We start from the raw sequence: 25444 nt of genomic DNA, 5'->3' as shown, positions 1-25444 counted from the left end.
CTTCACACCGCGCGGAGCTGGGACCCGCCGCCCTCCAGCATGAGCCACGCCGACAGCGACGTCTCCTTCAGCCTCACCCGGACCCGCGTGTAGCGGCCCGGGTCGACGAGGCCGGGGGCGGGCTTGATGACCGAGTCGTACACGAAGTCGGACGTGACGAACGCCAGGTCGGCGCCGGTCTCGGCGACGCGCCGCTTCACCGCGGGGGCGTCCACCATCCGGCGCGTCGTGATGATGGAGACGCCGGACACGCCCTTCGGGCCGCGCTGCACGGGACCGACGTGCAGCGCGGCCCGCAGCTGCAGCCGGGTCGCCTCGGCGGCGCGCCGGTTGTGCCGCCGCAGCGCCGCCGCCAGGTGCGCGAGCATCGGGTCGACGACCTTGTCGGTCGGCGTGGCCGGCGGGACGATGACGAGCGCGCCGTCGCCGCGGTCCTCCTGGTAGAGGCGGCCGAGGTCGAGGCCGGACGCGGTGAACGCCTCGCCCATCAGGTCGTACATCGCGCCCAGGACGTAGTCGCGGTCGGCGTCGTTGCGCACCGGCGAGCTGAACCGCGTGATGTCGGTGATGAGGATCGAGCAGTTCCCCTGCACGTCCTGGAACTCGTGCTTCTCGATCTGCCGCCGGTAGACCTGCTGTTCCAGGACGCCCCGCACGCGCGGGTTGGCGCCCAGGAAGGCGCCGAAGTCGGCGGCGTCGATCCGGAGCGCCTCGACGTCGCCGTCCGCCGTCACGGTCGCGGACCTGTCGCGGATCATCAGCGCCGCCCGCTCGCCGACCAGCTCCCCGGCGCCGCGGAACGCGACGATCCGCTGCTCGGCGCCCTCCCAGACCCACACGCGCGTCCAGCCGGACAGGATCACGACGACCTCGCCCGCGAGCCCGCCCTCACGGCACAGGACGTCCTCCCTGCGGTACAGGTGGCGGCGGGCCCGCGCGATGAGGTCCTGCCGCTCCACCGGCGTCAGCGCGTCCCAGAACGTCGCCGCCCCTCGCGGGACGGCCACTTCGGAGACCGGCGCAAGAGCGGGCAGCACGGCGGTCGTCGACGGCGGCCCGGACGTCTCCTGCAGCGTGTCCGCCTTCAGGTACTGGACGACCGCGTTCGTGACGGCCACCGCGGGGAGCGTGAGGAACGCCAGCACGCCGCTGATCGCCGCGGTGCCCGAACCGTCCAGTACGTACCCCAGCACCATGGCGCCGAGCGTCACCGGCGTCATGACCTTCGCGTTCACCGGCCCCGCGCCGGCATGCGGCGCCGTCCGCCCCCGCGGCCGCGCCGCCCAACGGTTCAGTCTCACGGAGTCTTCCTTCCCCCGGGAAGGCCCGGCGTAGTGTCACCGGCTCCTCGGCGTTGGTGTCGTCCCCACCCCTCCGCTAATATACAGATGAAAAGCATACGATCGCTGCATAAAAGACGGTAACTATTCTGTACCTCGATGGCAAGGCGTGAGTATCGAAGGTTTCCGGTGCCGAAGCCGGGGAAACCTCTGTCGTACATGCTGTACGCACAGCATGGATTTGCTGACGGAGGGCTGTATGGTCGCCTGACGGCGGGACATCGGTCCCGGCGCCGGAACGACATGGGGGTGGGCCGGGCTCCGCGCCCCGGATGGGAGTGTGCGCTCATGACGAATCCTCGTGCGGGCTCCGAGACCTCAGGCGGGCCCGCGGAGGCCGCGCCGCAGAGTGAACGCGTGACGGTCAACCTGACCGGCAAGGCCGTCCAGGCGCTCCAGCGCCTCCAGGAGCAGACCGGTTACAACAAGACCGACTGCATCAACCGTGCACTGATCATCGCCGGCGAGATCGAGGGCATGTCCCGCGCCCCCGGCGCCTTCTATTGGCGCGAAACCCCCGAAAGCGACCTCATGCTAGTCCGCTTCGTCTGACCGCCCGCCAGCCCCCTTTGGTTTCCCTGCGGTTCGTGGTTGATGGAGGGAGACGGGTCAGGAACCGCGTTCCCAGACCTCGTCGGGCACCTCACCGGCGATGAACCGGATCTTGTTGGTGCCCGGCTTGTAGACGGTGACCGTCAGGCGGAACGGTTCGTCGTTCTGGTCGAAGGCCGTGCGGGTGTGCTCGATGGACGGCGAGGCTGTTCTTGGAGAGCCCGAAGAACCTGAGCTCCTCCTCCGTAGGGGGCCGGGCGTCGAACTCGTCCTTGGTATCCGACCTGCTCGTGACCGCATCTCTGCACAGTCGTCCGTCGGTGATCTGAGCTCGGAGGGCCTCGGCCATCTCGATGTACTTGGGCCGCCTGCGTGCCATCGCGTTCCCTAAGGTCGGGGGACTTCCTCCATGATGCGTCGTGGGCCGGACGAGCGGGTCGCGGCCAGAGGCTTCTGGAACAGGGCGCCCGACGGGGTCCTGTCGCTGGTGTCGCGGATCGCGACGTCCTGGAAGCCCAGGCCGCGGTAGTAGTCGTGAAGTGCGTGGTTGTCGGTCCAGACGTCGATGCGGACGAGCTCCGCGTTCCGCTGGCGCAACGCGCCTTCGCGGCCGGCCCAGTCGATCAGCTCGGCGCCCAGGCCGGTGCCCGCGTAGTCGCGGTGGATGACGAGGCGATGCAGGTAGACGGCCTCGGTCTCGCGTTCCTCCGCGGTCCAGAGCTCCTCGTGCCCCATCGTCTTGATGGAGACGGTGCCGATCGCGCGCTCCCCGTCGGACAGGAGCCAGGTCTCCCCGTTGGCGAGGGCCTCGTTGACGCGTTTCATGCGGCCTTCGGGACTGGGCCACGGCTCGGCCCACTGGGTCGTCGCTTTCGTGACTCGAAGCCATCCGGCCGCATGGTCGATGAGCCCTAGGACGACGTCGATCTCGTCCGGACGCGCGATTCGGATGCGGTAGCTGGGGTGAGCGGCCCGGCTGCGTTGGCGGGCCCCGGTTTCTGTGTCCACGTGCTCCTGACTCCGAGAAAGTTCAAGGCCCCCGCCTCCCGGCCGGGGTGAGGGGAGCACGAGGCTCCCGTCCGGTCGGGAAGGGGGGCGGTATGGACAGGTGCGTGACGGCCGCCGCGGTCGGCGGCGGCCCGGGCTATCCGCTTCCGGCGTCGTCGTCCGGAGAGTCGTCGGGGGAGCCCAGACCGGGCGCCCTGAGGACGTCGATGGGTACGTCGCCGTCGTTGTAGTGCAGCCGCGTGCGGTCGGCGGGCCAGACCGTCACGGTGACGCGGAACGGATTGCCGTCGGCGGAGTAGGCGGTCCGGACGGTTTCGAAGACGATGCTCGCGGCGGAGTCGCCGAGGCTGAAGAAGCGCTTCTCGTTCTCGTCCGGGACGCGGGCCTTGATCTCGTCGTGGAAGCCGACCTCGCGGTAGCCGAGGGTCTCGCCCAGGTACGCCACGGCTCCCTCGGGGATGTCGCGCGGAAGGAGCAGGCGGGACGCGCCGCCGGTGGCGAATTCGAGCGGGTAGAAGGACGTCTGCAGGACCCAGGGCTTGTCATCGAGGAAGATCTCCTGGTGGCGGGAGATGAACTCCGACCCCGTCTTCGTCTGCAGGTACCGGGCGATGACCTTGGTGCCCTCCTGGACTTCCACCTTGACCTGCGACACCGACGCGTTCCGGTTCGCCGGGATGGCGGCGTCGCGGTTGTACCACTCAGGCGACACCGCGCCGGGTGCGAGCCCGAGCTCGACGGCGCGGAGCGTGACGTGGACGATGTCGGGCTGGGGCACGACGAACGTCCCCTTGCCCTGCTCGGAGACGACGTACCCCTGCTGCCGGAGCCAGGCGAGCGCGTCCCGGACGGTGTTGCGGGACGCGCGGTAGTGCTGCTCCAGGTCCTTCTCGGGAGGTAGCGGCCTCCGGCCGGACGTGCCGTCCGTATGGGCCAGGTCTCCCGATTCGATGCGCCGGCGCAGGTCATCGGCGATGTCACGCCAGCGGAGAGGCGTCGTGCGAGCCATCGGATCCGCTCCCTTCCGGCCGTTCCGCTCCGGCCCGTGCCTACCGCTGGATGAGCGGAACATCGCACAGAACCGGACTTCTGAACAAGTACTTCCCACCCAACGTGTTTGCAATCTCAAAAAAGGGTACACCTTGGGTGAGCGACTTGTTGGGACAAGTCCACTACTTGAAAACGTGGACAACGCTATCAGTGGGACGTACTGGATGTAAGGGATATCGCGAACCGCCTGGAGGAGGTTCAGATGACCGCGATGATCATGCTGTGGGTGCTCGTGCCACCGGCGCTCTTCCTGACCCTGTTGCTCTACGTCTTCAGCTTCGGCTTCCGGACCAGGAACGTGGACCTCCGCGCCGAGCCGTCCACGCCGCCGGAGGCCGGGCCCTCGTACCGGCCGGTGGTGGTCACCGTCCGGGGACTGAACGAGCCGCGCACATGATCTCCGGTCGCCGCGGAGCGGGCCGCTGACCTAAGGAGTTCCAGGTGAAAGACCGGATGGACGCGGTGCCGGGCGCGCCGCAGCAGCCGATCGCGCGCGAGCCCGTGGGGCTGAGCGCGCCGGGGGAGCCGGCCGTGATCGACGAGCCGGGTGCGGCGGCCGTTCCCGTCCTGCGGCTGACGCCGGTTCGGGAGCTTCCCGCGGCGCGGGACCCGTGGGGCGGAGCGCTGCGGATGGCGGTCACCGGGGCCACGGTCCTGGTGATCACCGCCGAACTCGGCCGGCGGGCGGGTGCGCCGGGACGGCTGACGGCGTTCTGCTCGGCGGGGGCGTGCGCCGTGGTCGTCGGTCCGTGGCTCGCCTCGCGGCTCGTTCCGCAGTCCGTCGCGCAGTCCGTTCCCCAGTTCGCCTAGACCCGGGCGGGCCGGGAACGGAGAGAAGAGGGAGGCTGAAGGGAGGTATGTGGGCGAAAGGGCCTGTTTGGCCTGCCTTCGGCCAGATTTCTCCCTCGGAAACGGGACATTCGGGATCAACTTCCCTCATACTTCGTAAAGAGACCGAAGAGAGGGATGAACCAGTGATCGACCGCATTCGACCCCTGCCTCACTCGGACCCCTTCGTCGACGTCACCCGCGGATACATCACGCGCGTCGGCGATGCGCTGCAGGCCCGCGGGGTGCCGCTCTCGAACGTCTGGCTCGACCCGTGCCACCCCCGTGACGCGACCTTCGTCCTCGGGCTCCAGGCCCTGGTGTGGAACGAGTCCGAGGGATTCGTGCTCGGCGAGTTCGTCTCCGGGGAGCCCGGTGTGCGGACGGTGCTGCGCGACCCCGTGCGGCTCGGAGCGGAGGTGCTCCCCGATCCCCGCGCCGTCCCGCAGCTGCTGGAGCACGGTGCGGCGGGCGCGCCGGCCCCGCTGCGCTCCTGCGCCTCGGGGCACGACGGTTTCGAGGACGCGCTGGTCCGCTACCCCGCCGACTGAAACCGGTCGTTCGAAAGAACGAGGATGTTTCCGTCGGTATCGGTACGGTCACGCAGAAATTTCGCCAAATCCAGCTAAAGCGGTGGCGGATTTCGGTTGAAGCGTCCACTATAAGGACTTGCACGGCCTGTCGCGGTGTTCCGCGTGCCGTCCCCAAGAGCCGACCTACCGGAGTGATCCTATGCCCGTCCGACCGTGGACCCCTGAGGACCTTGGGCGTCCGACGGACGGTACCTGGGCGGACGTGGCGTTCGGGCTCGGCGAGGTCTACGAGCGCGAGGGCGACCTCGAAGAGGCCGCCGGCTGGTACCGGCGGGCCGCCGAGTCGGGTCGCGCCGACGCCGCGCTGCGCCTCGGCGCCCTGCTCGGGCGGATGGCGGACGCGGGGCCCGCCGGCGAATCGGCCGAGGAGCTGCTCGCCGAGGCCACCCGCTGGCTGAGCGGGGCCCTCGACACCACCACCCCCGACGCGATCGAGCTCATCACCGACATGCTCAACCGCCAGCTGCGGCAGGCCGCGCGGCGCGGGTTCGAGCCGGCCCCGGCGGGCTGACACCTTCCGGACACCTCTCGGTTCGGTCTGAACCGAACCGCTTCGCGCGTCGTCGGACTCCATGAGATCGACGACAGCGGAGGGTGGACGAGTTGAGCGGCGAGGACCCCGGGTACGTGCCCCCGGACCACAAGACGACCGCCGAGTTCCGCGTCCCCGGCCGGGCCGCCGCGCCGGGAGCGGGGACGGACACCGGTTCGCCCGTCGTCGACGAGCCCGCGGACGACCTCGGGGACGCGACGCTCCAGGACGTCCCAGTCGACGGCCCCGAGGACGACCCGGAAGTCACCCTCCACGACGTACCGGCCGATGACCCGGAAGACGATCCGGAGGCGACCTCCGTGGATCCTCCGGCGGACGACCCGGACGTGACCTTCCGCGATGCGCCCGAGAAGGCGTCCGCGACTGTCACCGACCTCCAGCTTGACAAGCCCGCTCCTCCCGTCCCGCCGCAGGAGGCGGAAGCGGCGGCGTTCGAGCAGGTCGCGGCACTGGAGCCGGTAACCGCGCCGGGCGCCGGAGAGGCGCCCTGGACTGCGCAGTTCGGGGCCGAGTCCGAGTCCGTCCCGGCGGGCGACGGCGCCCCGGCTTCCCCTTTCGCGATGCACTCTGCGGGCCTCGGGCCGGGGACGCAGCCCGGTGCGACCGCCCCGGCGATGCCGTCCGGGGGAGTGCCGCCGAGACGGTCCAGGGGACCGGTGATCCTCGTCGGGGTGATCGGCGCGGTGGTGCTCCTCGCCGCCGCGGCGACCGTGGCGCTGCTGCTCACCAGGGGCGGCTCGGACGGCGAGCGGAAGACCGCGGCGTCGCCGTCGCCGGCCGCGTCGGCGCCGGTGGGGGCCGGCGGCGCGACGGACGGACCCGCGCCCGGTGCGCCCTCGCCGAGCGGGGCCCCCGCAACACCGCCCGCAACACCGCCCGCAACACCGCCCGCAACACCGCCCGCAACACCGCCCGCGGCGGGGCGGCAGCCCAGCATGCCGCCGCCCGCGACCACCGCTCCCATCGGCCCGCTCGTGGAGGGCAAGGGGATCACCTACCAGCTCGTCCAGCAGGACGAGGGGTACTTCGAGGGCAAGTTGGTCATCACCAACCGGACCGGCCGTCCCATGAAGACGTGGAAGCTGACATTCCGTGCCCCCGGCGCGGACGTGAAGAACATCTGGGGTGCGCGGCTCGTCCACGGCGGCTCGAAGGTGGAGATCAAGAACCTCGACGGCGCCCCGGCGATCCCGCCCGGCGGCACGTGGGAGATCCAGTACGGCGCGGCCGGTCCCTCGTCCACCCCCAAGGGCTGCGAGCTGAACGGCAGGGCGTGCGGCTTCTGACCGAGTACTAGGCTTTCGAACATGCGTATCGCCAGGTTCTCCACCGACGACGGCATGTCCTTCGGTGTGGTGGAGGAGAACACCGTCGCCGCCATCGCGGCCCATCCGTTCGGTGAGCTGACGTTCACCGGGCAGCGCCTTCCGCTCGCCGACGTCCGGCTGCTCGCGCCGATCCTGCCCAGCAAGATCATCGCGATCGGGAAGAACTACGCCGACCACGTCCGCGAGATGGGCGGGGACGAGCCGCCCGCCGAGCCGGTGATCTTCTCCAAGCCGTCCACCGCCGTGATCGGCCCCGGCGAGGCGATCGCCTACCCGCGGAAGCTGTCCGAGCGCGTCGACCACGAGGGCGAGCTGGCCGTCGTCATCGGCCGGATGTGCCGCGAGGTGCCCGCGTCCCGCGCCGCCGAGGTCATCCTCGGCTACACCTGCGCCAACGACGTCACCGCCCGCGACCTCCAGAAGAAGGACGGGCAGTGGACCCGGGCCAAGGGCTTCGACACGTTCTGCCCCATCGGCCCGTGGATCGAGACCGAGGCCGACCCCGCCGACCTGGCGATCTCCACGACCGTCAACGGGGACGTCCGCCAGGACGCCCGCACGTCCCTGCTATTGCGCGACGTCCCGGCCCTCGTCGAGTACGTCAGCCAGGTCATGACGCTGCTGCCCGGCGACGTCATCCTCACCGGCACCCCCGCCGGCGTGGGCCCGCTGCAGATCGGGGACGAGGTGACCGTCACCATCGAGGGCATCGGCAGCCTCACCAACCGCGTCGTCGAACGCGACTGAGCCCATGGCGTTCAGAGGCTTCACCGACGAGGCGTTCTCCTTCTACGAAGGCTTGCTGGCTGACAACGGCAAGCCCTACTGGACGTCCCGCAAGGAGACATACGAACGCCATGTACGCGAACCCTTGACGGAGCTGTGCGCCGAACTCGAAGAGGAGTTCGGCGCGGTCAAGCTCTTCCGCCCGTACCGGGACGTCCGCTTCAGCAAGGACAAGTCGCCCTACAAGACGCACCAGGGCGGCCACACCGGCGAGGGCTTCTACATCCAGATCGACGCGGACGGCCTCATGGTCGCGGGCGGCATGTACGCGCCCACCCCGGACCAGCTCCGCCGCTACCGCGAGGCCGCGGGATCCGACGCGCACGGCGGCGAGCTCCAGGCCATCGTGGACGACCTCCGCTCCGCCGGCATGGAGATCGCCGGCGACCGCCTCAAGACCCGCCCCCGCGGCACGGCCCCCGACCACCCGCGCCTCGAACTCCTGCGGCACCGCTCCCTCTACGCCCGCACGGGCTGGCCCGCCGACCCCTGGATGGAGGACCCCGGCCAGGTCGTCACCCGCGTACGGACATCGTGGCGGCGCCTGCGCCCCCTCGTCGACTGGGGCCGGACGCACATCGGGCCGCCCGACTTCACGCGCTGACCCCCGTCCCCGGCAATCGTTTTGGTCGAACTCCCAAGGTCCTGTATCCTCATCGAGGCGCGAGCGACCGGGTCGGAAACGGCACGGAAGCCCGTACCTCACTGGGGTATGGTGTAATCGGCAGCACGAGTGATTCTGGTTCACTTAGTCTAGGTTCGAGTCCTGGTACCCCAGCTGCGTCCGCTTCACGCGGACCACGCCCCCGTCGTCTAGTGGCCTAGGACGCCGCCCTCTCAAGGCGGTAACGGCGGTTCGAATCCGCTCGGGGGTATTGAGCTTCGGCTGCTCGACGAGCTTCGCTCGTCTTCGCCGACCTGTGGTTTCTCCCAGGGGGACGACCCCCTGGAATCCCCGGTGTTCGGGCTTCGCCCTCACGGTGGCTGGGGCGTACGCGCAGGATCTCTCAACTGCGACATCCAGGTAGCGTCCATTTGCATCGCCCTTTCGCGGCGGCTCCCTCTATCTGTACACATGTGAGTCGCGCGGCCGAGCGCCTGCGTTCGTCCAAGTGGCGTTCACGCGTTCGCGGTGCAGAGGCGCGACCGGTGTGTCTTGGTAATAAGGGATGTGGTGGTGCGGTGCGTGCACCGCGCTGCCGGGGTGGGGGAAATGTGGTCGAGGTGGGGGGGTGTCGTCCGGTAAGCTTGGCGAGGTCCGGGCGGGAGATCGCTCGGGTGTCCGGCCCCCGTCGTCTAGTGGCCTAGGACGCCGCCCTCTCAAGGCGGTAACGGCGGTTCGAATCCGCTCGGGGGTACACGACCGCAGATCTTCATGATCTGCGGTTTTTGTTTTCGGCGATTGCCGCGAGCCCGTGGAGGACTCGGGACCGCGGGTATGGGCCCGTGGAGAATCCGTCCACGAGGAGCATGTCCATGAGCGCTATGCGGGCTGTCCGGGTCGTCGGGTACGGCGAGGACCTGCGGATGGCGGAAGTGCCGGTCCCCGAGGTGGACGGGCCGCTCGACGTCGTTGTGAAGATCGGCGGGGCGGGGGTGTGCCGGACCGATCTGCACATCCTGGAGGGACAGTGGGCTGAGAAGTCCGGTGTCGAGCTGCCGTACACGATCGGGCACGAGAACGCCGGGTGGGTGCAGGCCGTGGGGCCGGCGGTGACGAACGTCGCCGAGGGCGACAAGGTGATCCTGCATCCGCTCGTCACGTGCGGGCTGTGCCGGGCGTGCCGGTCGGGCGACGACGTGCACTGCGAGAACAGCGAGTTCCCCGGCATCGACTCCGATGGCGGGTATGCGGAGTATCTGAAGACGTCCGCGCGGAGTGCGGTGAAGCTGGACGAGGCGCTGGAGCCGGCGGACGTCGCGGCGTTCGCCGACGCCGGGCTCACGGCCTACCACGCGGCGGCGAAAGCCGCCCGGCGGCTGACGCCGCGGGACCGGTGCGTGGTGATCGGGGCCGGCGGGCTCGGGCACATCGGAGTGCAGGTGCTCAAGGCGATCAGTCCCGCGGAGCTGATCGTGGTGGACCGCAAGCCGGAGGCGGTGGAACTGGCGTCCGAGATCGGCGCCGATCACGGGGTCGTCGCGGACGGGGAGCACGTCGAGAAGGTGCTCGATCTGACCGGCGGCGGCGCGGAGGTCGTCGTCGACTTCGTCGGGGAGGGCGGGACGACCGCGGAGGGGCTGCGGATGCTCCGGGAGGCGGGCGACTACCACGTGGTGGGCTATGGGGAGAACGTCGATGTTCCGACGATCGACATCATCTCCGCCGAGATCAACATCATCGGGAATCTCGTCGGGTCCTACAACGACCTGTGCGACCTGATGGCCCTCGCCGCCCGTGGCGCGGTCACGCTGCACACGAAGAAGTACGGGTTGGACGACTTCCAGTCCGCGATCGACGATCTGGACGCCGGACGCGTCCGGGGACGCGCCATTCTCACCCCCTGACATGTGGGAAAACCGCTTAGGCGGGGAATGTCGCAGGCGTGCGGTGGGGGTCGAGGGGCTGGTACACGCTGCTGTTCGCGGCCATGGTGCTGGTCACGGCCGACGTGCTGCTCGACGGCCCGCTCAGGCGGCTCGACTGGATCATTCACGAGTTCTGCGACGCCCACGTGCGGGACGGGGCGCTGGTGGCCGTTCACACGGTCACCAAGCTCGGCCAGCGCGGCAACCTGGTGATGATCATCGCTCCGCTGGCCGTCGTCGCGGCGGTCCGGACGCGTTCGCTGCGGTATCCCGTCATGAGCGTCGTCGTTGTCGGGCTGCTGTCGCTGCTGGAGACGGGGTTGAAGGCGTCCATTCCCCGGACGTTCCCCGTCAGCGGTGTCGATGTGCTGTTCACGCACGGGACGGCCTATCCGTCCGGGCACACGCTGAACGCGTTCGTGCTGGACTGGGTCGTCCTCGAACTGCTCGTCGTCGCCCTGCCCGCCACACGCCGGCATCTGACGCAGCGCCGGCGGCGGAACATCGCGCTGGCCACCGGCGGCATCGCCGCGACCGCCCTTACGCTGGCGGACGAACATTGGCTCACCGATGTGCTGTTCAGCCTCGCTCTGGGCCCCGTTCTGCTTTTCGGCCTGATCGCCGTGGAGCCGTTCAACCGCGGGGACGAACCTCGCTGAGGGGTTCGCCGCTGTGCCGCTCCCAGATCTGGCTATCGCCGAAAAGACAGGCCATCGGCGATCTGCCTTCCCGGTCGGGCCATCAAGCATTCTCGTGCTGACGAATCGCCGGGCTGCCCCGTCGGAAAACGGCCGATGTGGCACTACGCGGCCTCAAGCCGTTGATCCGGGAGATGATGAGGAAGGTCATCGTCGTTGCGGAAGAGGTCAGCCCATGCCGGAACCAGAGATCGACACCAGCGTGCCGCATTCGGCTCGTATCTGGGATTACTGGCTGGGCGGTAAGGACAATTACCCGGTGGACCGTGAGGCGGGTGACGCCGTGCTGCGCGTCCTGCCCGTCATCGCCGATTCCGCCAAACAGGACCGGGCCTTTCTCGGGCGGGCGGTGCGCTTCCTGGTCTCGCAGGGCATACGGCAGTTCCTCGACCTGGGCACGGGGCTGCCCACCGTCGACAACACCCATGAGGTCGCGCAGCGTGTGGCGCCGGAAAGCCGGATCGTCTATGTGGACAACGATCCGCTGGTGCTCGCCCACGCGCGGGCCCTGCTGGCGAGCCGCCCCGAAGGGGCGTGCGACTACATCCAGGCCGATATCCGGGACACGCCGGCGGTGCTCGCCGAGGCCGCCCGCACCCTCGACTTCGAGCGTCCGGTCGCGCTGATGCTGCTGGGCGTGCTGAACCACGTCCTCGACGACGGCGAGGCGCGGCGGCTCGTCGCGGACCTGCTGCGCGGCCTCGCGCCGGGAAGCCACCTGGTCATCTCCCACACCTGCGACGCCACGACCGACGAGCTGGACGGGGAGGCGATGCGCCGGGCGGTGCGGGAGGTGATGGACCGCGGCGGGACACCGATCTGCGCGCGCTCTCCCGAGCAGATCGAGGAGCTGTTCACCGGCACCCGGCTGCTGGAGCCGGGTGTGGTGTCGTGCTCCCGGTGGCGCCCCGACCCGTCACCGTGGGGTGAGCCGGAGGTCCCGCACTTCAGCGGCGTCGCCGTCCTCTAGAACAGGGCGGGGACGACGATCGTGGCCAGGGCGGCGAGGAGCCCGGCGAATCCGGCGGACGTCCACGCCGTGGCGATGGTGCGGGCGCGGTCGCGCCGCGCGTAGTCCACGGACCTGCCGGAAACGGCGGTGGCCTCCCGCAGCCGGTCGGCGGCGGCGATGACGGATTCGGCGGGAACCGAGAGGAGATGCGCTTTCACGGCGATCGGTCCGCCGTACTGCTGATTGTTCGCCTGGATGAGGAACCTGGCCCTTCCTCGCTGGCCCTCCAGCGCATCGGCCGGCGTGGCGGTCCGCACGATCAGGCGCGGTTTCCCCGAGCCCTTGACGTCGGTGTCGATGTCCAGTCCGGTCACCTGGCGCCAGGGGATGAACAGTTCCGCCCGGTGCCAGGTGATGCCGTCGATGTCGAGCGTCAGGCCGCGTTCGGAGCGCAGTGCCGTCAGCAGCCCGCTGATCAGGAACAACGCCGTCCCGATCAGCCAGATGAGCGAAGTGGAAGTGACGGCGAACGCCGTCCCCCGCAAGAACCGGCTGCCGAGGATGACGACCATGAGAAGCGTGTTGAACCATACGCCGTGGTCGCGGTAACGGATGCGGAGGGCCTCATCGCTGGGGTCGTCAACGCGCGCAGAATCCACCGGTCAATCTCCTTATCGGCCCTGTCCCGCGACAAAGAACGGTGCATTCTACGAGGAGACGGCTGCCTTGACATCTCTTTTCAGGGCGGGCGGGCCACCAGAAGTGCCGGCCCGCGTCCAAGACCATCATCGTGACCGGCAGGACGGCCAGGACGCCGAAGGCGGCGGCGAGGACGAGACCGGCGCTGGAGATGCCGCCGCCATGTCGTCGCGTTCCCGCAGGTAGCGGGTGAGCGTTTGCGATGCTCCTCGGCAAGCCCACCGGGCGCGCGGGATCGGTTCGGCCGCGTGTCCTTGGCTGACGAGCTCGGATGTGGTCAACTAAAATCACTGACATGGGGAGGGGCATGATGCGGGAGCACGCGGACGGGATCTCGCCGGGGGCGTCACTGGCCGAGAAGGTCGAATGGCTGATCCGGAACCTGTGGCCGGCGGACGCGGAGGCGCCGCGCAACAACGTCGAGACGGCGGCGGCCATCGCGCGCGCCACCGGGGAGGACATCTCGTCCACCACCGTCTGGAAACTGCGCACCGGGCGGCAGGAGAACCCGCAGCTCAAGACGCTGACCGCGCTCGCCACGTTCTTCGGCGTGCCGATCGGGTTCTTCGGGTTCGCGGGCGAGTCCGCGCCCATCGGCGACGACCTGACGATCAAGGCGCTGCAGCGGGACGTCGAGCAGGGCGTCATCCGGCCCGAGGTGCTGCGCGCCCTCGTCGACCTGTCCCCGCGCGCCCGCTGGGTCGTCGACGAGATGATCCTCGCCGCGGCCGCCGCCGACCGCGAGCGCAAGCCCTAACGCGACACGTAGGCGAGGACGGCCGGCACCCGCCAGGTAGAGCAGGTGCGCGCCGGGCCACGGGCGGGACGTCAGGTCGGTCTCGCCCCACAGTTCGACCGCGAACACCGCGGCCGGTGCCGCGCCCACCCAGGCGAGGGCCGCGCCGACCTGGCCGTCCGGGACCCGCAGCCCGACCAGGCAGCCGAACAGCACGGGGATCGCGGCTGCGGCGCCGCCGGGCCCGCCGGCCGGAGGGCGTGGACATCTCGGGATAGGCGATGTTTCGGCGGTGCCCTGATCAGGTAAAGGCGGACTAGCCGTCCTGCCGCCCCGTCCAGGAGACGCCATGCCGCCGTACGCCGTCGTTCTGTCGGTGCTGGGGCTGGTCGGGGCGGTCGTCGCGGCGGTCTACGCGGTGTCGTTCGCGGTCGCGCCGCGGTCGTTCGAGGCCGGGCCGTTCCTGTCGGGGGCCCGCCCGGCCGAGCACGCGCTGTCCCGTTTCCACGTGCGCTGGTACACGGTGTCGATGCTGTTCCTCGCCTTCGACATGGAGATGGTCTTCATGTTTCCGTGGGCGCTCGTCGTGGCGTCCGTGGGCGTGAAGGCCGTCGTGGAGATGTTCGCCTTCCTGGCGCTGCTGCTGGTCGGCGTCCTCTACGCGTGGCGGGAGGGGGCGCTGCGGTGGACCTGAGAGGTGATCCGCGCCCGTTCGTCGTGTCCGCGGCGGACGGGACGCGGGACAGGCTCGCGGTCGAGGCCGAGTTGCGGCGCCGCCGGTGGCGGCCCGCGCTGTCCCCGGCGGAGACGGGGATGCTCGTCGTCTGCGGGAATCCCGGGGCGGCGCTGGCCGAGGCCATCGAGACCGTGTGGCGGGACATGCCGGAGCCGCGGGTCCGAGGGCTGGACGGTGCCGGCGGCGGCGGGCGTCCCGCGTTGGAGCTCGACGCCGGCATGGCCGAGCGGGGCGATGACCGGGACGGGCTGCGGCTGGACGTCCTGCACGTGCCGCTCGGCCCCGTGCTGCCGTACTGGCCTGCTGGTCTGCGCGTCGATCTGACGTTGCAGGGGGACGTCGTCCAAGCCGCGGAGGCCTCGGCCGTCGACCGTGCGGAGGGGACCTTCTGGACGGAGGACCGGCGGGTGGCGGCTCGGCTCGACAGCCTCTCGCGGTTCCTGCGCGTCGCCGGGTGGGACGTGGCGGGGGAGCGGGCCGCGGTGCTGCGCGACGAAGCCCTGGACGGTGCGGCCGGCGCGCGGCTCGGGGCGTTCGTCCGGAGGGTCCGGCGGTCGCCCGCTCTGCGGTGGATGACGCGCGGTGTCGGGGACGTCCGGGAGCGCGTCGAGGGGTGGCTCCGGGAGATCGAGGGCGCGGACGGGAGGCCGCGGGAGTCGCTTGAGGCGCTGCCGTCGCTGCTGGCGGGGGCGGGGCTCGCCGAGGCGCGGCTGATCGTGGCGAGCCTCGACCCGGACCTGGGGGCGATCGATGGCTGAGGTCGTCGTCCTCGGGGTGCTGGCGGTCGCTGCGGCGACGCTGAGCGGGGCGCTGGCGGGACGTCCCGCCGCGCCGTTCCAGGAGGCGGTGCGGCTGCTGACCCTGCAGCGGCGCGTGACCGCCGCGTCCGACTGGCTGCTGACGAAGGTGGGGGTCATCTCGCTGCCGGTGGCGGCGGCGCTTGCGGCGCTGGTCGTGCCGTTCGGCGACCGGGTCGCGGTCGAGGCGGGCGTCGGCGTCGTCTGGTTCAACGCGATGGAGGTCGTCGCCTGGGGATCGGTGTGGCTGGCGGGCTGGGGCGTCAACTCGGCGTACGCGCTGGCCGGCGGCTACCGGTTCCTCGCGCAGGGACTCGCCTACGAACTGCCGCACATGTTCGCGCTCATCACCGCCGCGCTGGCCGCCCACTCGCTGGACCTCCGGGTCATCGCGGCGGCGCAGGACGGGCTGTGGTTCGGGGTGTGGATGCCCGTCGCGTTCGCCGTCTACCTGGTCTCGGCGCTCGGGATGACGTTCTGGGGCCCGTTCGACCATCCGGTGGGCGGCGACCTGGCCGGGGGAGCGATGGCCGAGCTGTCCGGGCCCGACCGGCTCGTCTTCCTGGCCGGACGGTACGGGCTGCTCACGGTGGCGGCGGCCGTCGCCGTGCCGCTGTTCCTCGGCGGCGGGGCGGGCCCGCTGCTGCCGGGGTGGCTGTGGTCGGCGGTGAAGACCTGCGCCGTCCTGGCCCTGCTGGTGTGGACGCGGGGACGGGTGCCGACGCTGCGCATGGACCGGTTCATGACGGCGGCGTGGACGGTGCTGATCCCGGCCACGCTGCTGCAGATGCTCGTCGTCGGGATCGTCGTCGTGTGAGGAGGGGCCGGTGGAGGCCGTCGCGTTCTGGGTGCTCGCCGTCGCCGCCGTCGGGTTCGGCGTCGCGGTCTTCGCCGTGGACTCGATGGCGCGGGCGACGTTCTCGCTGCTCGCGTCCTTCCTGTGCGTGGGCGCCGAACTGCTGCTCATCGACCTGCACTACCTGGGCGTGCTGGTGATCCTGATGATGATCATGGAGATGCTGGTGATGGCGGTCTTCATGGTCATGTACATGATGAACCCGGCCGGGCTGATGCCGATGTCGATGCTGCACAACAAGCGGGGCGCGCTCGCCATCTCGGGCGCCGCGTTCGCCGCGCTGGCCGCGGGGATCTTCGCGGTTCCGTGGCCGGAGCGGGCGGGACGCCCGCCCCGCGACCCGGCGTTCGCGCTCGGTGAGTCGATCATGGGACCGAAGATGATGGTGATGATGGTGATCGGCGTCGCGATCCTGGCCACCATGATCGCGACCGTGGTGCTGGCCACGGATCGGGGGCGGTACGACCATGACGCTTGAGGCGTTCCTGCTGCTCGCCGCCGCGCTGTTCTGCGTCGGGCTGTTCGGGGCGCTGTCCCAGCAGTCGATCGTGATGCTGATGATGGGTCTCGAACTCATGGTCAACGGCGTGGTGGTCGCGGCGGCCGGGTTCTGGCACTGGGTGTCGCCCGGCCTGCCGGACGGGCAGGTCCTCGTCCTCGTCGCGATCACCGTGATGGCGCTGGAGATGGCCATGGGCTTCGCCGTGGTCACGGCGCTGTTCCGGACCCGGGAGGTCGACATGACCGATGACGCGGGGGAGCTGCGCGGATGATCCTCCGGCTGGGCGGGCTCGCGGTGGACGGGTTGTCCGCCGTGCTGCTCGTGACCCTGGCCGTCGTCCTGGCGGCGGTCCTCGCCTTCGCGGCCGGGGAGCGGTACGGCGTGCGCTTCTACGGGCTGATGCTGCTGTTCGCGGCGGCGATGGCGGTCACGGTCACCGCGACCGACCTGCTCATGCTGCTGATGGGCTGGGAGGTCATGGGCGCGATGTCGTACGCGCTCATCGGCTACGTGTGGTCGGACGCGGAACGGGTCCGGTCGGCGGACGTCGCGTTCCTGACGACGAGGGCCGCCGACATGGGCCTTTACGCGGCCGCCGGGTTCGCCCTCGCCGGAGCCCACTCGCTGCGCCTCGACGCGCTGGCGCAGGCGGACGGACCCTGGCGGGATCTGATCGCGGCCGGGACCGCGGTGTCCGCACTGGGGAAGTCGGCGCAGCTTCCGTTCTCGTTCTGGCTGGCGCGGGCCATGTCGGGGCCGAGCCCGGTGTCGGCTCTGCTGCATTCGGCCACGATGGTCGCCGCCGGCGCCTACCTGCTGATGCGCGTCCACCCCTTGCTGGCGGCCACGGGCTGGGCGGATGCGTTCGTGTCCTGGGCGGGCGCGGTCACCGCCTTGGTCCTGGGTGCGGTCGCGCTCGCGCAGCGCGACCTCAAGCAGCTTCTCGCGGCGTCCACGTGTTCGCAGATCGGGTTCATGGTGCTGGGGGCGGGGGCCGGCTCGGTGGGCGGCGGCACTGCCCACCTGGTCGCGCATGCGGCGGTGAAGAGCCTGCTGTTCCTGTGTGCGGGCGCGTGGCTGAGCGCGCTCGGGACTCAGCGGCTGGACGAGTTGCGGGGCGCGGCCCGGCGGCACCGGGTCGTCGGGGCCGCGTTCGGGGTGGGGGCGCTCGCGCTGGCGGGCGTCCCGCCGCTGTCGTTGTGGGTGACGAAGGACGAGGTGCTCGCGGGACTCCCGGCCGGGCTGCTCGCGGTCGGGCTCGCGGCGTCCGTGCTGTCGGCCGCGTACGCGGCGAAGGCGTTGTTCGCCGTGTTCGGTCCCGCCGGGGGGACGGCCGTGCGGGTGCCCGTCCTGGGGCAGGTCCCGCTGGTCGTGCTGGCCTTCACGGCGGGCGTGCTCGGCGTGGTGGGCCTTCCGGGCGTGGCCGGAGCCTGGCGCCGGATGCTCGGGGTGCCGCACGAGAGCGGGCCCGCCGTGTGGGTGATCGCCCTCTCCGGCGCTCTGGCGGTGATCACAGTCGGTGCGGTGGGACTCGTCCGGCGCTCTCCGGCGCCGGGGTGGGCGGCGGAGTGGCTGTATCTGGAGCGGGCCGCCGGCGCCGCGGTGGTGCGCCCGGCGTTCGCGGTCGCGCGGGCACTCGCGCGGCTCGACGACCGGATCGTGGACGGCGCCGTCCGGGGCGTCGCGCGAAGCGGCCGGTGGGCGGCGGGCCTGGCCGGACGCCGGGTCGAGATCCGCGTGGACGGCCTGGTCGGCGGAGTCGGCCGCGCCGCGCGGGGCCTCGGCGCGCTGGCCCGGTACCCGCAGACCGGGCAGGTCCACGTCTACTTCGCCCAGGCCGCGATCGTGCTCGCGGTGCTCGTCGTCGTCGCCGTCCTGGCCGGGTGAGCCGATGCTGACCGTCGCGATCTTCCTGCCTGTCGCCGTCGCCGTCGCGCTGCCGGCCGTCCCGAGCCGCGCGGTGCCGTGGACGTGGATCGGCGTCAGCCTCACCGAGGTCGCCCTCGTCGCCTGGATGTGGGTCTCCCACGGGACCGGCGCCGGAGTGTCGTCCGAGACGGACGTGCGGTGGATTCCGTCCGTCCGGGCCGGTTACCACGTCGGCGTGGACGGCCTGTCGCTGCCGCTCCTCGCCCTGACCGCCGTGCTGTTCGCCGCCTGCGCGGTGTACTCGCTGCGGCAGACGCACCGGGTGCGGGCGTTCGCGATCCTGTTCCTCTTCCTGGAGACGGTGTGCCTGGGGCTCTTCGCCGCCCTGGACCTGCTGCTGTTCTTCGTGTTCTTCGACCTGTCCATCGTCGGCATGTACTTCGTGATCCTGCTGTGGGGCCATGGCGACCGGTCGCGGTCGGCGCTGAAGTTCTTCCTCTACACGTTCCTGGGGTCGCTGGTCCTGCTGCTCGGCTTCATCGGGCTGTACCTGGGCGCCGACCCCAACACGTTCGACATGGTCGAGCTGACCCGTGCCCCGCCGCTGCACGGGGGCCTGGCCGGGCTGACGCTCCTCGCGATCGGGATCGGCCTCGGCATCAAGACGCCCGTCGTCCCGTTCCACACCTGGCTGCCGCCCGCGCACACCGACGCGCCCGCCGCCGGGTCGGCGATCCTCGCCGGCGTCATGCTGAAGATGGGCACCTACGGGCTCGTCCGGATCGCGATGCCGATGCTGCCGGACGCCTGGCGCCGCTACGCGCCGGTCATGCTGATCATCGGGCTGGTCGGCGTCCTGTACGGGGCGCTGGTCGCGCTCGCGCAGGACAACGTGAAGCGGCTCGTCGCGTACACGTCCGTGAACCACATGGGGTACATCGTCCTGGCGCTGGGCGCGGCCGGGTACGCGTCCGGCGACGCCGGCGCGCGGCGGCTCGCGGTGACCGGCGCGGTGACGCAGATGGTCAGCCACGGGCTCGTCACCGGCGCCCTGTTCCTGCTGTGCGGTGTCCTGCACGACCGGGCCGGGAGCTACGACCTGACGCGGTTCGGCGGCATCGCGCGCGGCGCGCCCGTGCTCGCCGGGCTGACGGCGGTCGCGGCGTTCGCGTCCCTCGGGCTGCCCGGCCTGTCCGGGTTCATCGCCGAGTTTCAGATCTTCGCCGGGACGATCGGGAGCGGCACCACGGCGGCGGCCGTGACCGGCGCGCTCGCGATCCTCGGGATCCTGATCACGGCGGCGCTGTTCCTGCGCGTCCTGCACCGGGCCGTGCTGGGCCCGCCCGGTGAGCTGACCGGGCGGGTGACCGACGTGCGGCGGCCCGAGCTGGCCGCGCTCGTCCCGCTGCTGCTCCTGTCGCTGCTCATCGGCGTCGCGCCGCGCGGCCTCCTCGACACGATCGAGCCGCTGTCCGCGGCCGTCGTCGCGCTGGTGGGACGGTGATGAACGAGAATCCCGCCGACCTCGCGCCCGAGCTGTGCGTGCTGATCGCGGCCGTGCTCGGCCTGGTCAACGGACTGTTCCTGCCCCGCGAGCGGCAGCGGCGGGTCGCGCTGATCTGCGCGGCCGGGCTCGTCGCCGGACTGGCCGCCGCGGGTGCGGCGGCGACCCGCGCCGATCTCACGGTGTTCGGCTCGTTCGCCCTCGACCCGATCACGCACGTCACCCGGATCACCGTGCTGGGCGCGACCCTCGGCGTGCTGGTCCTGGCGGCCGGCCGGGTGCGCGGCCATCCGCGGGAGAGCGAGCACTACGTCCTGATCCTGCTGTCGGCGCTCGGGACGATCGTGCTGGGCGCCGCGTCCGACCTGCTGGTGCTGGTCGCCGCCTACCTGCTGGCGAGCATCCCCGCCTACGCGCTCGCCGGGTTCGGCAAGGACGCGCCCGGCACCGAGGCCGCACTGAAGTACTACCTGATGGGCGCGCTTCTCGGCGTCTTCATGCTCGCCGGGGTGACGCTGCTGTCCGGGGTGGGGCGCGGCACCGGGTACCAGGCCCTGCGGGCCGGGCTGGCCGCCGCCCCTCCGGCGGCGGTCGCCGCCGGAACCGTCGCGCTGCTCGCGGGGCTGCTGTTCAAGGCGGGCGCCGTCCCCGGGCATTTCTGGGTACCGGACGTGACCGAGGGCGCCCCGCCCGCGATCGCCGCGTTCGTCACGACCGTCCCGAAGATCGGGGCGTTCGCCGCCCTCTACCGGTTCGGCGCCGAGGCCCTGCCGCCCGGGACGTCCTGGCCCGCGCTCGTCGCCGTGATCGCCGCCGCCACGATGACGCTCGGCAACCTCGCCGCGTTCGGGCAGGACAACGTCCGGCGGCTGCTGGCGTACTCGACCGTCAGCCAGGCGGGCTACCTCCTCGTCCCGGTCGCGATGGCCGGGCGCACCGACCTGGCCGAGCCCGCGCTGCTGTACTACGTCGCCGCCTACGCGGTGACGAACCTGGGCGCGTTCGCGGTCGTCGTCGCCCGCGGACGCGACGACCTGGCCGGATACGCCGGGCTGATGCGCGGCTCCCCGCTGCTCGGGCTGTCCCTGGTGGTCTGCCTGCTCGGCTTCGTCGGCACGCCGCCGACCGCCGTGTTCGTCGGGAAGGTCCTGATGTTCGGCGCGGCGCTGGACGGCGGCTACCTCTGGCTCGCCGTCGCCGCCGCCGTGAACACGGTCGCGAGCGTGTTCTACTACCTGCGCTGGATCGTCCCGCTGTTCGGGCGGCCGGACGGCCCGTCCCGTCCGGCGCGCGGCGCGGCCGCGGCCGCCGTCGCCGCCGCGCTGTTCTCGCTGGCCCTCGGCATCGGCAGCGGCCTCGCGCTCACGAGCTGAGCAGGCCGTGCCCGGCGGCGAGGTCCAGTGCGGCCCGGGACGCCGGGGCGAGCAGGTGCCGCTCGTCCCGCCCCACGTAGACGTACTCGTCCACCTCGCCGGAGGGCGTCATCACACCCCGGTGGGCGGCGGTGAAGCAGGCCATCCGGACGCGGGCGAAGTCCGGCTGGTCATGGGCGGCCGCCCTGATGACGCCCAGCTCCCGGAAGGACGCCCTGTCCAGCTCAAGGGCGAGCTCCTCGCGGACCTCGCGGGACAGGGCCGACCAGTCGTCCTCGCCCGGCTCGCGCTTGCCGCCCGGCAGGTAGAGCAGGTCGCGCCCCCGGGACCGGACGGCGAGCATCCGGCCGCCCGACACCTCGACCCATGCGACCACATCGAGAAACGCCACGCCGCTCACCGTGCCGGCCGGACCGTGAGCGCCTCGGCGCCGGCGAGGCCGAGCGCATCGGTCGCCGAGCCCTGGTTGACGGCCACGCCCAGCCAGCCGGACGAGTCGGTCCACAGGAGCGGCTCGCCCGGGGCGACGCTGCCGAAGGTCTCCTCGAACGTGAGCTGCGCGGCGCCGGTCCTCCAGGTCACGTGCAGCCGGGTTCCCGGTGCCAGATCGCCGAACGCGGCGGCCAGGTCGGAGGGCTCGGCGCCCAGGATCAGGCTGCCGAAACGGTCGGTGTAGAGGACGGGGGCCGTCAGTTCCCCGTCCGCGATCGCCGGCGGCGGGACGTCCAGTGCCAGCGGGACGACCGGGGCGCCGAGATCGGCCACGTCGACGCCGGCGGCGATGTGCGCGGCGGCGGGGGAGAAGATGTCGCGGCCGTGGAACGAGGCCGACACCTCCGGCAGCCGGTACGCCGGGTTCTCCAGGGCGTGCGCCCGGACGACCCCGCCCAGCTCGCCGGCGGCCGGGAGGAGGAGGCCGTTGTCGGGGCCGACCAGCACGTCCCCGCGCCCGGTCTCGATCGCGACGGGCCGGCGCGGCGTGCCGACGCCCGGGTCGACGATCCCCGTGTGCACGCCGACCGGCAGGTACGGGAGCGCCTGCCGGAGCAGCATCGCGCCCTCGCGGACGCCGAACGGGGTGATCTCGTCGGTCAGCACCAGCACGTTCGCATCCGGCGCGATCGTGTGGACGACCCCCGCGCAGATGGACGTGTACGCGGCGCCGAAGTCGGTCGCCAGGCTGACGAACGGGCGGCTGCCGGGCATGGTCCGAGCCTACCGGGCCCGTATCCTTCGCGGATGCGTGCTGAGGCTCTCGATCCGGTGCTGCTGCGGACCTTCGTCGCCGTCGCCGACGCCGGGTCCTTCACGGCGGCCGCCGCCGCCGAGGGCTACACGCAGTCCGCCGTCTCCCGGCAGATCGCGGCGCTGGAGGACGTCTGCGGCGTGGAGCTGTTCGCGCGCGGCGCCCGGGGCGTCCGGCCGACTCCGGCGGGGGAGTACCTGCTGCCGCACGCGCGCGCCCTCCTCGACCGGCTCGCCGACACCGCCCGCGCCCTCGACGGGCTGCGCCGCCTCGACACCGGGACGCTGCGGCTCGGCGCCTTCCCCACCGCGAACGCCGTGCTCGTGCCGCGCGCCCTCGCCCGGTTCCGGGCCCGCCATCCGGGCGTGCGGCCGCTGCTGCGCGAGGGGACGACCGAGCGGCTGCTGCCGATGCTGGAGGCGGGCGACCTCGACATCGTGCTGGTCAGCACGTACAAGCATCCGTCGATCGACGCCGCGGACCTCGTGCCGCTGCTGGACGACGCGCTCCTCGTCGCGCTGCCGGACGGGCACCGGCTCGCCGGCCGCGACCGCGTCCCGCTGCACGAGCTGGCGGACGAGCCGTGGATCGTGGCCGACGACCCCGATGCGGTCGCCGCGCTGCGCGCCCGCTGCGAGGCCGCCGGGTTCGTCCCGGAGACGCCGCTGCGGGTCGCCGAATGGATCTCCAAGCTGGGCCTGGTCGCGGAGGGGTTCGGCGTCACGCTCGTCCCGGCGCTGGCCGCCTCGGCCCTGGCGAGGGAGGGCGTCGTGCTGCGCGCGGTGGCGTCCGGCCGGCAGCGCCGGTCCGTCTACGCGGCGGTGGGGCGGCACGCGCGCAGGTCCCCGGCCGTCACCGCGTTCCTGTCGGACCTGCGGGACGTGGCCGGGGACCTGCGGCCCTGACGGCTACGGGATCGCGGCGACGATCTCGACCTCGATCAGCGCGTCCGGGTGGAACAGCCGGGACACCTCGACGGTCGTGCTGGTCGGCGGCGCGCCGGTGAAGTGCCGCCTCCGGACGGCCCCGTACTCGCCGCGAAGGTCCATGTCGGTGAGGAACGTGCGGACGTTGACGACGTCGGCGAAGCCCGCGCCGTGCGCGGCGAGGATGCGTTCGAGCAGCGAGAAGACGACCTCGGACTGGCGGGTCATGTCGCCGGGCGCGTCCACCTTGCCGTTCTCGTCCAGGGCGATCTGCCCCGACACGTACAGCATCGGCCCCTGGGTGACGTACGCGGTGTGGGAGTAGGCGGGATTCGGCGGCGCGGGGACGGCCGCCGGGTTGCCGAGGGTGACGCGCATCTCCGTGGTCCTCCTGATGTGGTCTGCGAGTGCGGTGAGGTCGTGGCCGGCGAGCCCGGCGGTGAGCGCGGCCCGCGTCCGGGCCCGGACGGCGGCCAGGACGCCGCCCTCGCCGGTGCCGTCCAGGGCGAGGTCGAGGTCCTTGGCGGCGAGGGCGAGGGTGAAGCGCGGCGGGCCGGAGCCCTCCAGCAGCCGCCGGGCCTGCGGGCTGGTGCGCGACAGCGCGTCCAGGGCCAGGCCGGTGTCGACGCCGAGCCGGCCGGCGACGGCGAGCGCCTCCCCGAGGACGGCGAAGTTCCCGACGAGCACGCTGTTCACCACCACCTTGAGCGCGGCGCCCGCGCCGGGCGGGCCGACGTGCCGGACGGTCCCGAGCGCCGCGAACGCTTCGGCGCAGCGGGCCAGATCGGCGTCCGCGGCGCCCGCGAGGATCACCAGCTCGCCCGCCTCCGCCTGCGGGACGCTCCCGGAGACGGGCGCGTCCACGTGGCCGGTGCCCTCGGGCAGCCGTTCCCGGACGCGGCGGACGGCGTCCGGTCCGATCGTCGACATGTCGGCGATCACGGCGCCGGGCTCCAGCGCGGGGGCGGCGCCGCCGGGGCCGAACAGGACGTGCTCGACGGCGTCCGCGTCGGTGAGCATCGTGATCACCAGGTCGGCGCCCGCGACGGCCTCGGCGGGGGTGGCCCGCTCGGCGGCGCCCGGGAGCGCCGCCGCCCGGCCGGGCGTCCGGTTCCAGACGGTCAGGTCGTGGCCGGCGGCGCAGAGCCGCTCGGCCATCGGGGCGCCCATGCGCCCCAGTCCGAGAAAAGCGATTCTTGTCATGGCGGAATCGACGTTAAGCACCGCACGGCCATGACACCAGCGAAGATTTCGCACGGTAGCCATGCGCAACACGCATGGGTTCGGGGATGGGGCGAAGCGGGGGTCAGCGGGTGCCGAAGCGGCGGGCGGCGGCGTCCTCCTGGGCCAGCCGGTGCAGCGCCGTGAGGACCTGCTCGTAGAGGACGGTGGAGACGAGCAGCGAGTGGACGGTCCGGGCGCGCGGCGCGCCCTCGGCGACCCGGCCGATCTCGTGCTCGGCCACGTCGGCCGCCGCCTTGACGTAGGGGCGCAGGTCCTTGAGCGTGATGGGGAAGCCGAGGCGGCGCAGTGCCACGAACGTGTGCGCGAGGAGATCGCGGGCGGGGGCGTCCGCGCCGACGGTCCAGTCCAGCTCGCGGACGAGGGCGTCCACGTCCTCGCGGGCCGCCCGCCAGTGCGGGTCGTGCGGCGCGGCGACGTGCGGGCCGATGGCCCGCCGGCTGGTGGCGAACAGGTCGTGCAGGCCGACCCGCTCGTCCTCGGCGGCGGCGATGATCTGCTGGATCGCCGCCACCGGCAGGTCGCCGACCTCGCGCAGCGCGTTGATCAGCCGCAGCCGCTCCAGATGGCGGCCGTCGTACTCCGAGCGCGTGGCGCTCACCGCCGAGCCCTTCGGGAGCAGGCCCTCCCGGATGTAGAACTTGATCGTCTGGACCGTCAGCCCGCTCCGATCGCTGAGCTCGGAGATCTGCACCGTCGAACCCCCTCTACCGGGGGTCAACGGTATCGAGGTCGAGGGAT

The 25444-nt window shown here is 71.9% G+C and carries 29 protein-coding genes and 3 tRNA genes; 24 read left to right on the top strand and 8 right to left on the bottom strand.

Going from position 1 to position 25444, the window contains the following annotated elements:
* Positions 1–2: 2 nt before the first annotated feature.
* Positions 3–1301 (bottom strand): Crp/Fnr family transcriptional regulator, encoded by a 1299-nt coding sequence (locus AL2_RS10450; protein WP_157438079.1) that lies wholly within the window; start codon positions 1299–1301, stop codon positions 3–5.
* 396 nt (positions 1302–1697) lie between these two features.
* Between AL2_RS10450 and AL2_RS10445 the strand changes: the two genes are divergently transcribed.
* A complete protein-coding gene (locus AL2_RS10445; RefSeq protein WP_083946304.1) occupies positions 1698–1892 on the top strand; it encodes a hypothetical protein in 195 nt (64 codons plus the stop codon).
* Positions 1893–2279: 387 nt separating this feature from the next.
* Here the strand turns inward: AL2_RS10445 and AL2_RS10440 are convergent, their stop codons facing one another.
* Complete coding sequence (locus tag AL2_RS10440; protein WP_281181577.1) at positions 2280–2900, bottom strand: GNAT family N-acetyltransferase; 621 nt, start codon at positions 2898–2900, stop codon at positions 2280–2282.
* 136 nt (positions 2901–3036) lie between these two features.
* Positions 3037–3909: a GntR family transcriptional regulator gene (locus AL2_RS10435; protein ID WP_067632265.1), complete on the bottom strand. Its 873-nt coding sequence runs from the start codon at positions 3907–3909 to the stop codon at positions 3037–3039.
* Positions 3910–4152: 243 nt separating this feature from the next.
* Here AL2_RS10435 and AL2_RS10430 point away from each other — a divergent pair, with 243 nt between their 5' ends.
* The 13 genes from AL2_RS10430 to AL2_RS10370 all read left to right on the top strand — a co-directional run bounded on the left by AL2_RS10430 (position 4153) and on the right by AL2_RS10370 (position 12235).
* Positions 4153–4347 (top strand): hypothetical protein, encoded by a 195-nt coding sequence (locus AL2_RS10430; protein WP_067632263.1) that lies wholly within the window; start codon positions 4153–4155, stop codon positions 4345–4347.
* A 44-nt stretch (positions 4348–4391) separates the two neighbouring features.
* Positions 4392–4760 carry a hypothetical protein gene (locus AL2_RS10425; RefSeq protein WP_157438078.1) on the top strand — a complete coding sequence of 123 codons (369 nt, stop codon included), beginning with the start codon at positions 4392–4394 and terminating at the stop codon, positions 4758–4760.
* A 164-nt stretch (positions 4761–4924) separates the two neighbouring features.
* Positions 4925–5329: a DUF6292 family protein gene (locus tag AL2_RS10420; RefSeq protein ID WP_067632259.1), complete on the top strand. Its 405-nt coding sequence runs from the start codon at positions 4925–4927 to the stop codon at positions 5327–5329.
* Between the two features lie 244 nt (positions 5330–5573).
* Positions 5574–5882 carry a hypothetical protein gene (locus AL2_RS10415; protein ID WP_245666504.1) on the top strand — a complete coding sequence of 103 codons (309 nt, stop codon included), beginning with the start codon at positions 5574–5576 and terminating at the stop codon, positions 5880–5882.
* Between the two features lie 92 nt (positions 5883–5974).
* Positions 5975–7210 (top strand): cellulose binding domain-containing protein, encoded by a 1236-nt coding sequence (locus AL2_RS10410; protein WP_157438077.1) that lies wholly within the window; start codon positions 5975–5977, stop codon positions 7208–7210.
* Positions 7211–7231: 21 nt separating this feature from the next.
* The gene (locus AL2_RS10405; RefSeq protein WP_067632254.1) at positions 7232–7999 is read left to right on the top strand and encodes a fumarylacetoacetate hydrolase family protein; all 768 of its coding nucleotides are present in this window, start codon (positions 7232–7234) and stop codon (positions 7997–7999) included.
* A 4-nt stretch (positions 8000–8003) separates the two neighbouring features.
* On the top strand, positions 8004–8642 hold the full coding sequence (locus tag AL2_RS10400) for a DUF2461 domain-containing protein (RefSeq protein ID WP_067632252.1): 639 nt from the start codon (positions 8004–8006) through the stop codon (positions 8640–8642).
* Positions 8643–8744: 102 nt separating this feature from the next.
* Positions 8745–8816 (top strand) — tRNA-Gln (locus AL2_RS10395).
* Positions 8817–8840: 24 nt separating this feature from the next.
* Positions 8841–8913, top strand: a tRNA-Glu gene (locus tag AL2_RS10390).
* A gap of 410 nt (positions 8914–9323) precedes the next feature.
* Positions 9324–9396, top strand: a tRNA-Glu gene (locus tag AL2_RS10385).
* Positions 9397–9514: 118 nt separating this feature from the next.
* Complete coding sequence (locus tag AL2_RS10380; protein WP_245666503.1) at positions 9515–10546, top strand: NAD(P)-dependent alcohol dehydrogenase; 1032 nt, start codon at positions 9515–9517, stop codon at positions 10544–10546.
* Positions 10547–10584: 38 nt separating this feature from the next.
* Positions 10585–11226: a phosphatase PAP2 family protein gene (locus AL2_RS10375; RefSeq protein WP_067632248.1), complete on the top strand. Its 642-nt coding sequence runs from the start codon at positions 10585–10587 to the stop codon at positions 11224–11226.
* Positions 11227–11440: 214 nt separating this feature from the next.
* Positions 11441–12235 carry an SAM-dependent methyltransferase gene (locus AL2_RS10370; protein WP_067632245.1) on the top strand — a complete coding sequence of 265 codons (795 nt, stop codon included), beginning with the start codon at positions 11441–11443 and terminating at the stop codon, positions 12233–12235.
* Here the strand turns inward: AL2_RS10370 and AL2_RS10365 are convergent.
* A complete protein-coding gene (locus AL2_RS10365) occupies positions 12232–12876 on the bottom strand; it encodes a hypothetical protein (protein ID WP_067632243.1) in 645 nt (214 codons plus the stop codon). The two genes, AL2_RS10370 and AL2_RS10365, sit on opposite strands and share 4 nt — an antisense overlap.
* Before the next feature lie 335 nt (positions 12877–13211).
* Between AL2_RS10365 and AL2_RS10360 the strand changes: the two genes are divergently transcribed.
* The 9 genes from AL2_RS10360 to AL2_RS10320 all read left to right on the top strand — a co-directional run bounded on the left by AL2_RS10360 (position 13212) and on the right by AL2_RS10320 (position 21289).
* Positions 13212–13673 carry a helix-turn-helix domain-containing protein gene (locus AL2_RS10360; RefSeq protein ID WP_157438076.1) on the top strand — a complete coding sequence of 154 codons (462 nt, stop codon included), beginning with the start codon at positions 13212–13214 and terminating at the stop codon, positions 13671–13673.
* A 328-nt stretch (positions 13674–14001) separates the two neighbouring features.
* Positions 14002–14346, top strand: coding sequence for an NADH-quinone oxidoreductase subunit A (locus AL2_RS10355; RefSeq protein WP_067632240.1), 345 nt, complete (start codon positions 14002–14004; stop codon positions 14344–14346).
* Entirely contained in the window at positions 14337–15146 is an 810-nt protein-coding gene (locus tag AL2_RS10350) for a hypothetical protein (protein ID WP_067632238.1), read from the top strand. Before AL2_RS10355 ends, AL2_RS10350 begins: the two co-directional genes overlap by 10 nt.
* On the top strand, positions 15139–16002 hold the full coding sequence (locus AL2_RS10345; protein WP_067632236.1) for a complex I subunit 1 family protein: 864 nt from the start codon (positions 15139–15141) through the stop codon (positions 16000–16002). The genes AL2_RS10350 and AL2_RS10345 overlap by 8 nt, the downstream gene beginning before the upstream one ends.
* Positions 16003–16012: 10 nt before the next feature.
* On the top strand, positions 16013–16519 hold the full coding sequence (locus AL2_RS10340; protein ID WP_067632234.1) for an NADH-quinone oxidoreductase subunit J family protein: 507 nt from the start codon (positions 16013–16015) through the stop codon (positions 16517–16519).
* The gene (nuoK, locus tag AL2_RS10335) at positions 16509–16814 is read left to right on the top strand and encodes an NADH-quinone oxidoreductase subunit NuoK (protein WP_067632232.1); all 306 of its coding nucleotides are present in this window, start codon (positions 16509–16511) and stop codon (positions 16812–16814) included. The genes AL2_RS10340 and nuoK overlap by 11 nt, the downstream gene beginning before the upstream one ends.
* Complete coding sequence (locus AL2_RS10330) at positions 16811–18430, top strand: NADH-quinone oxidoreductase subunit 5 family protein (RefSeq protein ID WP_067632230.1); 1620 nt, start codon at positions 16811–16813, stop codon at positions 18428–18430. The genes nuoK and AL2_RS10330 overlap by 4 nt, the downstream gene beginning before the upstream one ends.
* Positions 18431–18434: 4 nt before the next feature.
* Positions 18435–19916, top strand: coding sequence for a complex I subunit 4 family protein (locus AL2_RS10325; RefSeq protein ID WP_067632228.1), 1482 nt, complete (start codon positions 18435–18437; stop codon positions 19914–19916).
* Positions 19916–21289, top strand: a complete 1374-nt coding sequence (locus tag AL2_RS10320; RefSeq protein WP_067632227.1) for an NADH-quinone oxidoreductase subunit N — start codon at positions 19916–19918, stop codon at positions 21287–21289. The genes AL2_RS10325 and AL2_RS10320 overlap by 1 nt, the downstream gene beginning before the upstream one ends.
* Here the strand turns inward: AL2_RS10320 and AL2_RS10315 are convergent.
* Both AL2_RS10315 and AL2_RS10310 read right to left on the bottom strand, forming a co-directional pair.
* Complete coding sequence (locus AL2_RS10315; RefSeq protein ID WP_157438075.1) at positions 21279–21680, bottom strand: NUDIX hydrolase; 402 nt, start codon at positions 21678–21680, stop codon at positions 21279–21281. The genes AL2_RS10320 and AL2_RS10315 overlap by 11 nt on opposite strands.
* 5 nt (positions 21681–21685) lie before the next feature.
* Positions 21686–22495: an SAM hydrolase/SAM-dependent halogenase family protein gene (locus AL2_RS10310; RefSeq protein WP_067632223.1), complete on the bottom strand. Its 810-nt coding sequence runs from the start codon at positions 22493–22495 to the stop codon at positions 21686–21688.
* Between the two features lie 33 nt (positions 22496–22528).
* Here AL2_RS10310 and AL2_RS10305 point away from each other — a divergent pair, with 33 nt between their 5' ends.
* A complete protein-coding gene (locus AL2_RS10305) occupies positions 22529–23440 on the top strand; it encodes a LysR family transcriptional regulator (protein ID WP_067632221.1) in 912 nt (303 codons plus the stop codon).
* A gap of 3 nt (positions 23441–23443) precedes the next feature.
* Here AL2_RS10305 and AL2_RS10300 read toward each other — a convergent pair whose 3' ends face one another.
* Both AL2_RS10300 and AL2_RS10295 read right to left on the bottom strand, forming a co-directional pair.
* A complete protein-coding gene (locus AL2_RS10300) occupies positions 23444–24664 on the bottom strand; it encodes an NAD(P)-binding domain-containing protein (protein ID WP_083946301.1) in 1221 nt (406 codons plus the stop codon).
* Positions 24665–24767: 103 nt separating this feature from the next.
* The gene (locus AL2_RS10295) at positions 24768–25397 is read right to left on the bottom strand and encodes a MerR family transcriptional regulator (protein WP_067632217.1); all 630 of its coding nucleotides are present in this window, start codon (positions 25395–25397) and stop codon (positions 24768–24770) included.
* Positions 25398–25444: the final 47 nt, after the last annotated feature.

It is taken from the genome of Actinomadura latina NBRC 106108 (genome assembly GCF_001552195.1).
GTDB lineage: Bacteria > Actinomycetota > Actinomycetes > Streptosporangiales > Streptosporangiaceae > Spirillospora > Spirillospora latina.
This window is presented reverse-complemented; position numbering and strand designations above follow the sequence as displayed.

Coding starts and splice junctions, on each gene's coding strand:
- AL2_RS10435 (WP_067632265.1), bottom strand. CDS start 3,909: ATGGCTCGCACGACGCCTCTCCGCTGGCGTGACATCGCCGATGACCTG.
- AL2_RS10430 (WP_067632263.1), top strand. CDS start 4,153: ATGACCGCGATGATCATGCTGTGGGTGCTCGTGCCACCGGCGCTCTTC.
- AL2_RS10405 (WP_067632254.1), top strand. CDS start 7,232: ATGCGTATCGCCAGGTTCTCCACCGACGACGGCATGTCCTTCGGTGTG.
- AL2_RS10400 (WP_067632252.1), top strand. CDS start 8,004: ATGGCGTTCAGAGGCTTCACCGACGAGGCGTTCTCCTTCTACGAAGGC.
- AL2_RS10380 (WP_245666503.1), top strand. CDS start 9,515: ATGAGCGCTATGCGGGCTGTCCGGGTCGTCGGGTACGGCGAGGACCTG.
- AL2_RS10370 (WP_067632245.1), top strand. CDS start 11,441: ATGCCGGAACCAGAGATCGACACCAGCGTGCCGCATTCGGCTCGTATC.
- AL2_RS10360 (WP_157438076.1), top strand. CDS start 13,212: ATGGGGAGGGGCATGATGCGGGAGCACGCGGACGGGATCTCGCCGGGG.
- AL2_RS10355 (WP_067632240.1), top strand. CDS start 14,002: ATGCCGCCGTACGCCGTCGTTCTGTCGGTGCTGGGGCTGGTCGGGGCG.
- AL2_RS10345 (WP_067632236.1), top strand. CDS start 15,139: ATGGCTGAGGTCGTCGTCCTCGGGGTGCTGGCGGTCGCTGCGGCGACG.
- nuoK (WP_067632232.1), top strand. CDS start 16,509: ATGACGCTTGAGGCGTTCCTGCTGCTCGCCGCCGCGCTGTTCTGCGTC.
- AL2_RS10330 (WP_067632230.1), top strand. CDS start 16,811: ATGATCCTCCGGCTGGGCGGGCTCGCGGTGGACGGGTTGTCCGCCGTG.
- AL2_RS10325 (WP_067632228.1), top strand. CDS start 18,435: ATGCTGACCGTCGCGATCTTCCTGCCTGTCGCCGTCGCCGTCGCGCTG.
- AL2_RS10320 (WP_067632227.1), top strand. CDS start 19,916: ATGAACGAGAATCCCGCCGACCTCGCGCCCGAGCTGTGCGTGCTGATC.
- AL2_RS10310 (WP_067632223.1), bottom strand. CDS start 22,495: ATGCCCGGCAGCCGCCCGTTCGTCAGCCTGGCGACCGACTTCGGCGCC.
- AL2_RS10305 (WP_067632221.1), top strand. CDS start 22,529: ATGCGTGCTGAGGCTCTCGATCCGGTGCTGCTGCGGACCTTCGTCGCC.
- AL2_RS10300 (WP_083946301.1), bottom strand. CDS start 24,664: ATGACAAGAATCGCTTTTCTCGGACTGGGGCGCATGGGCGCCCCGATG.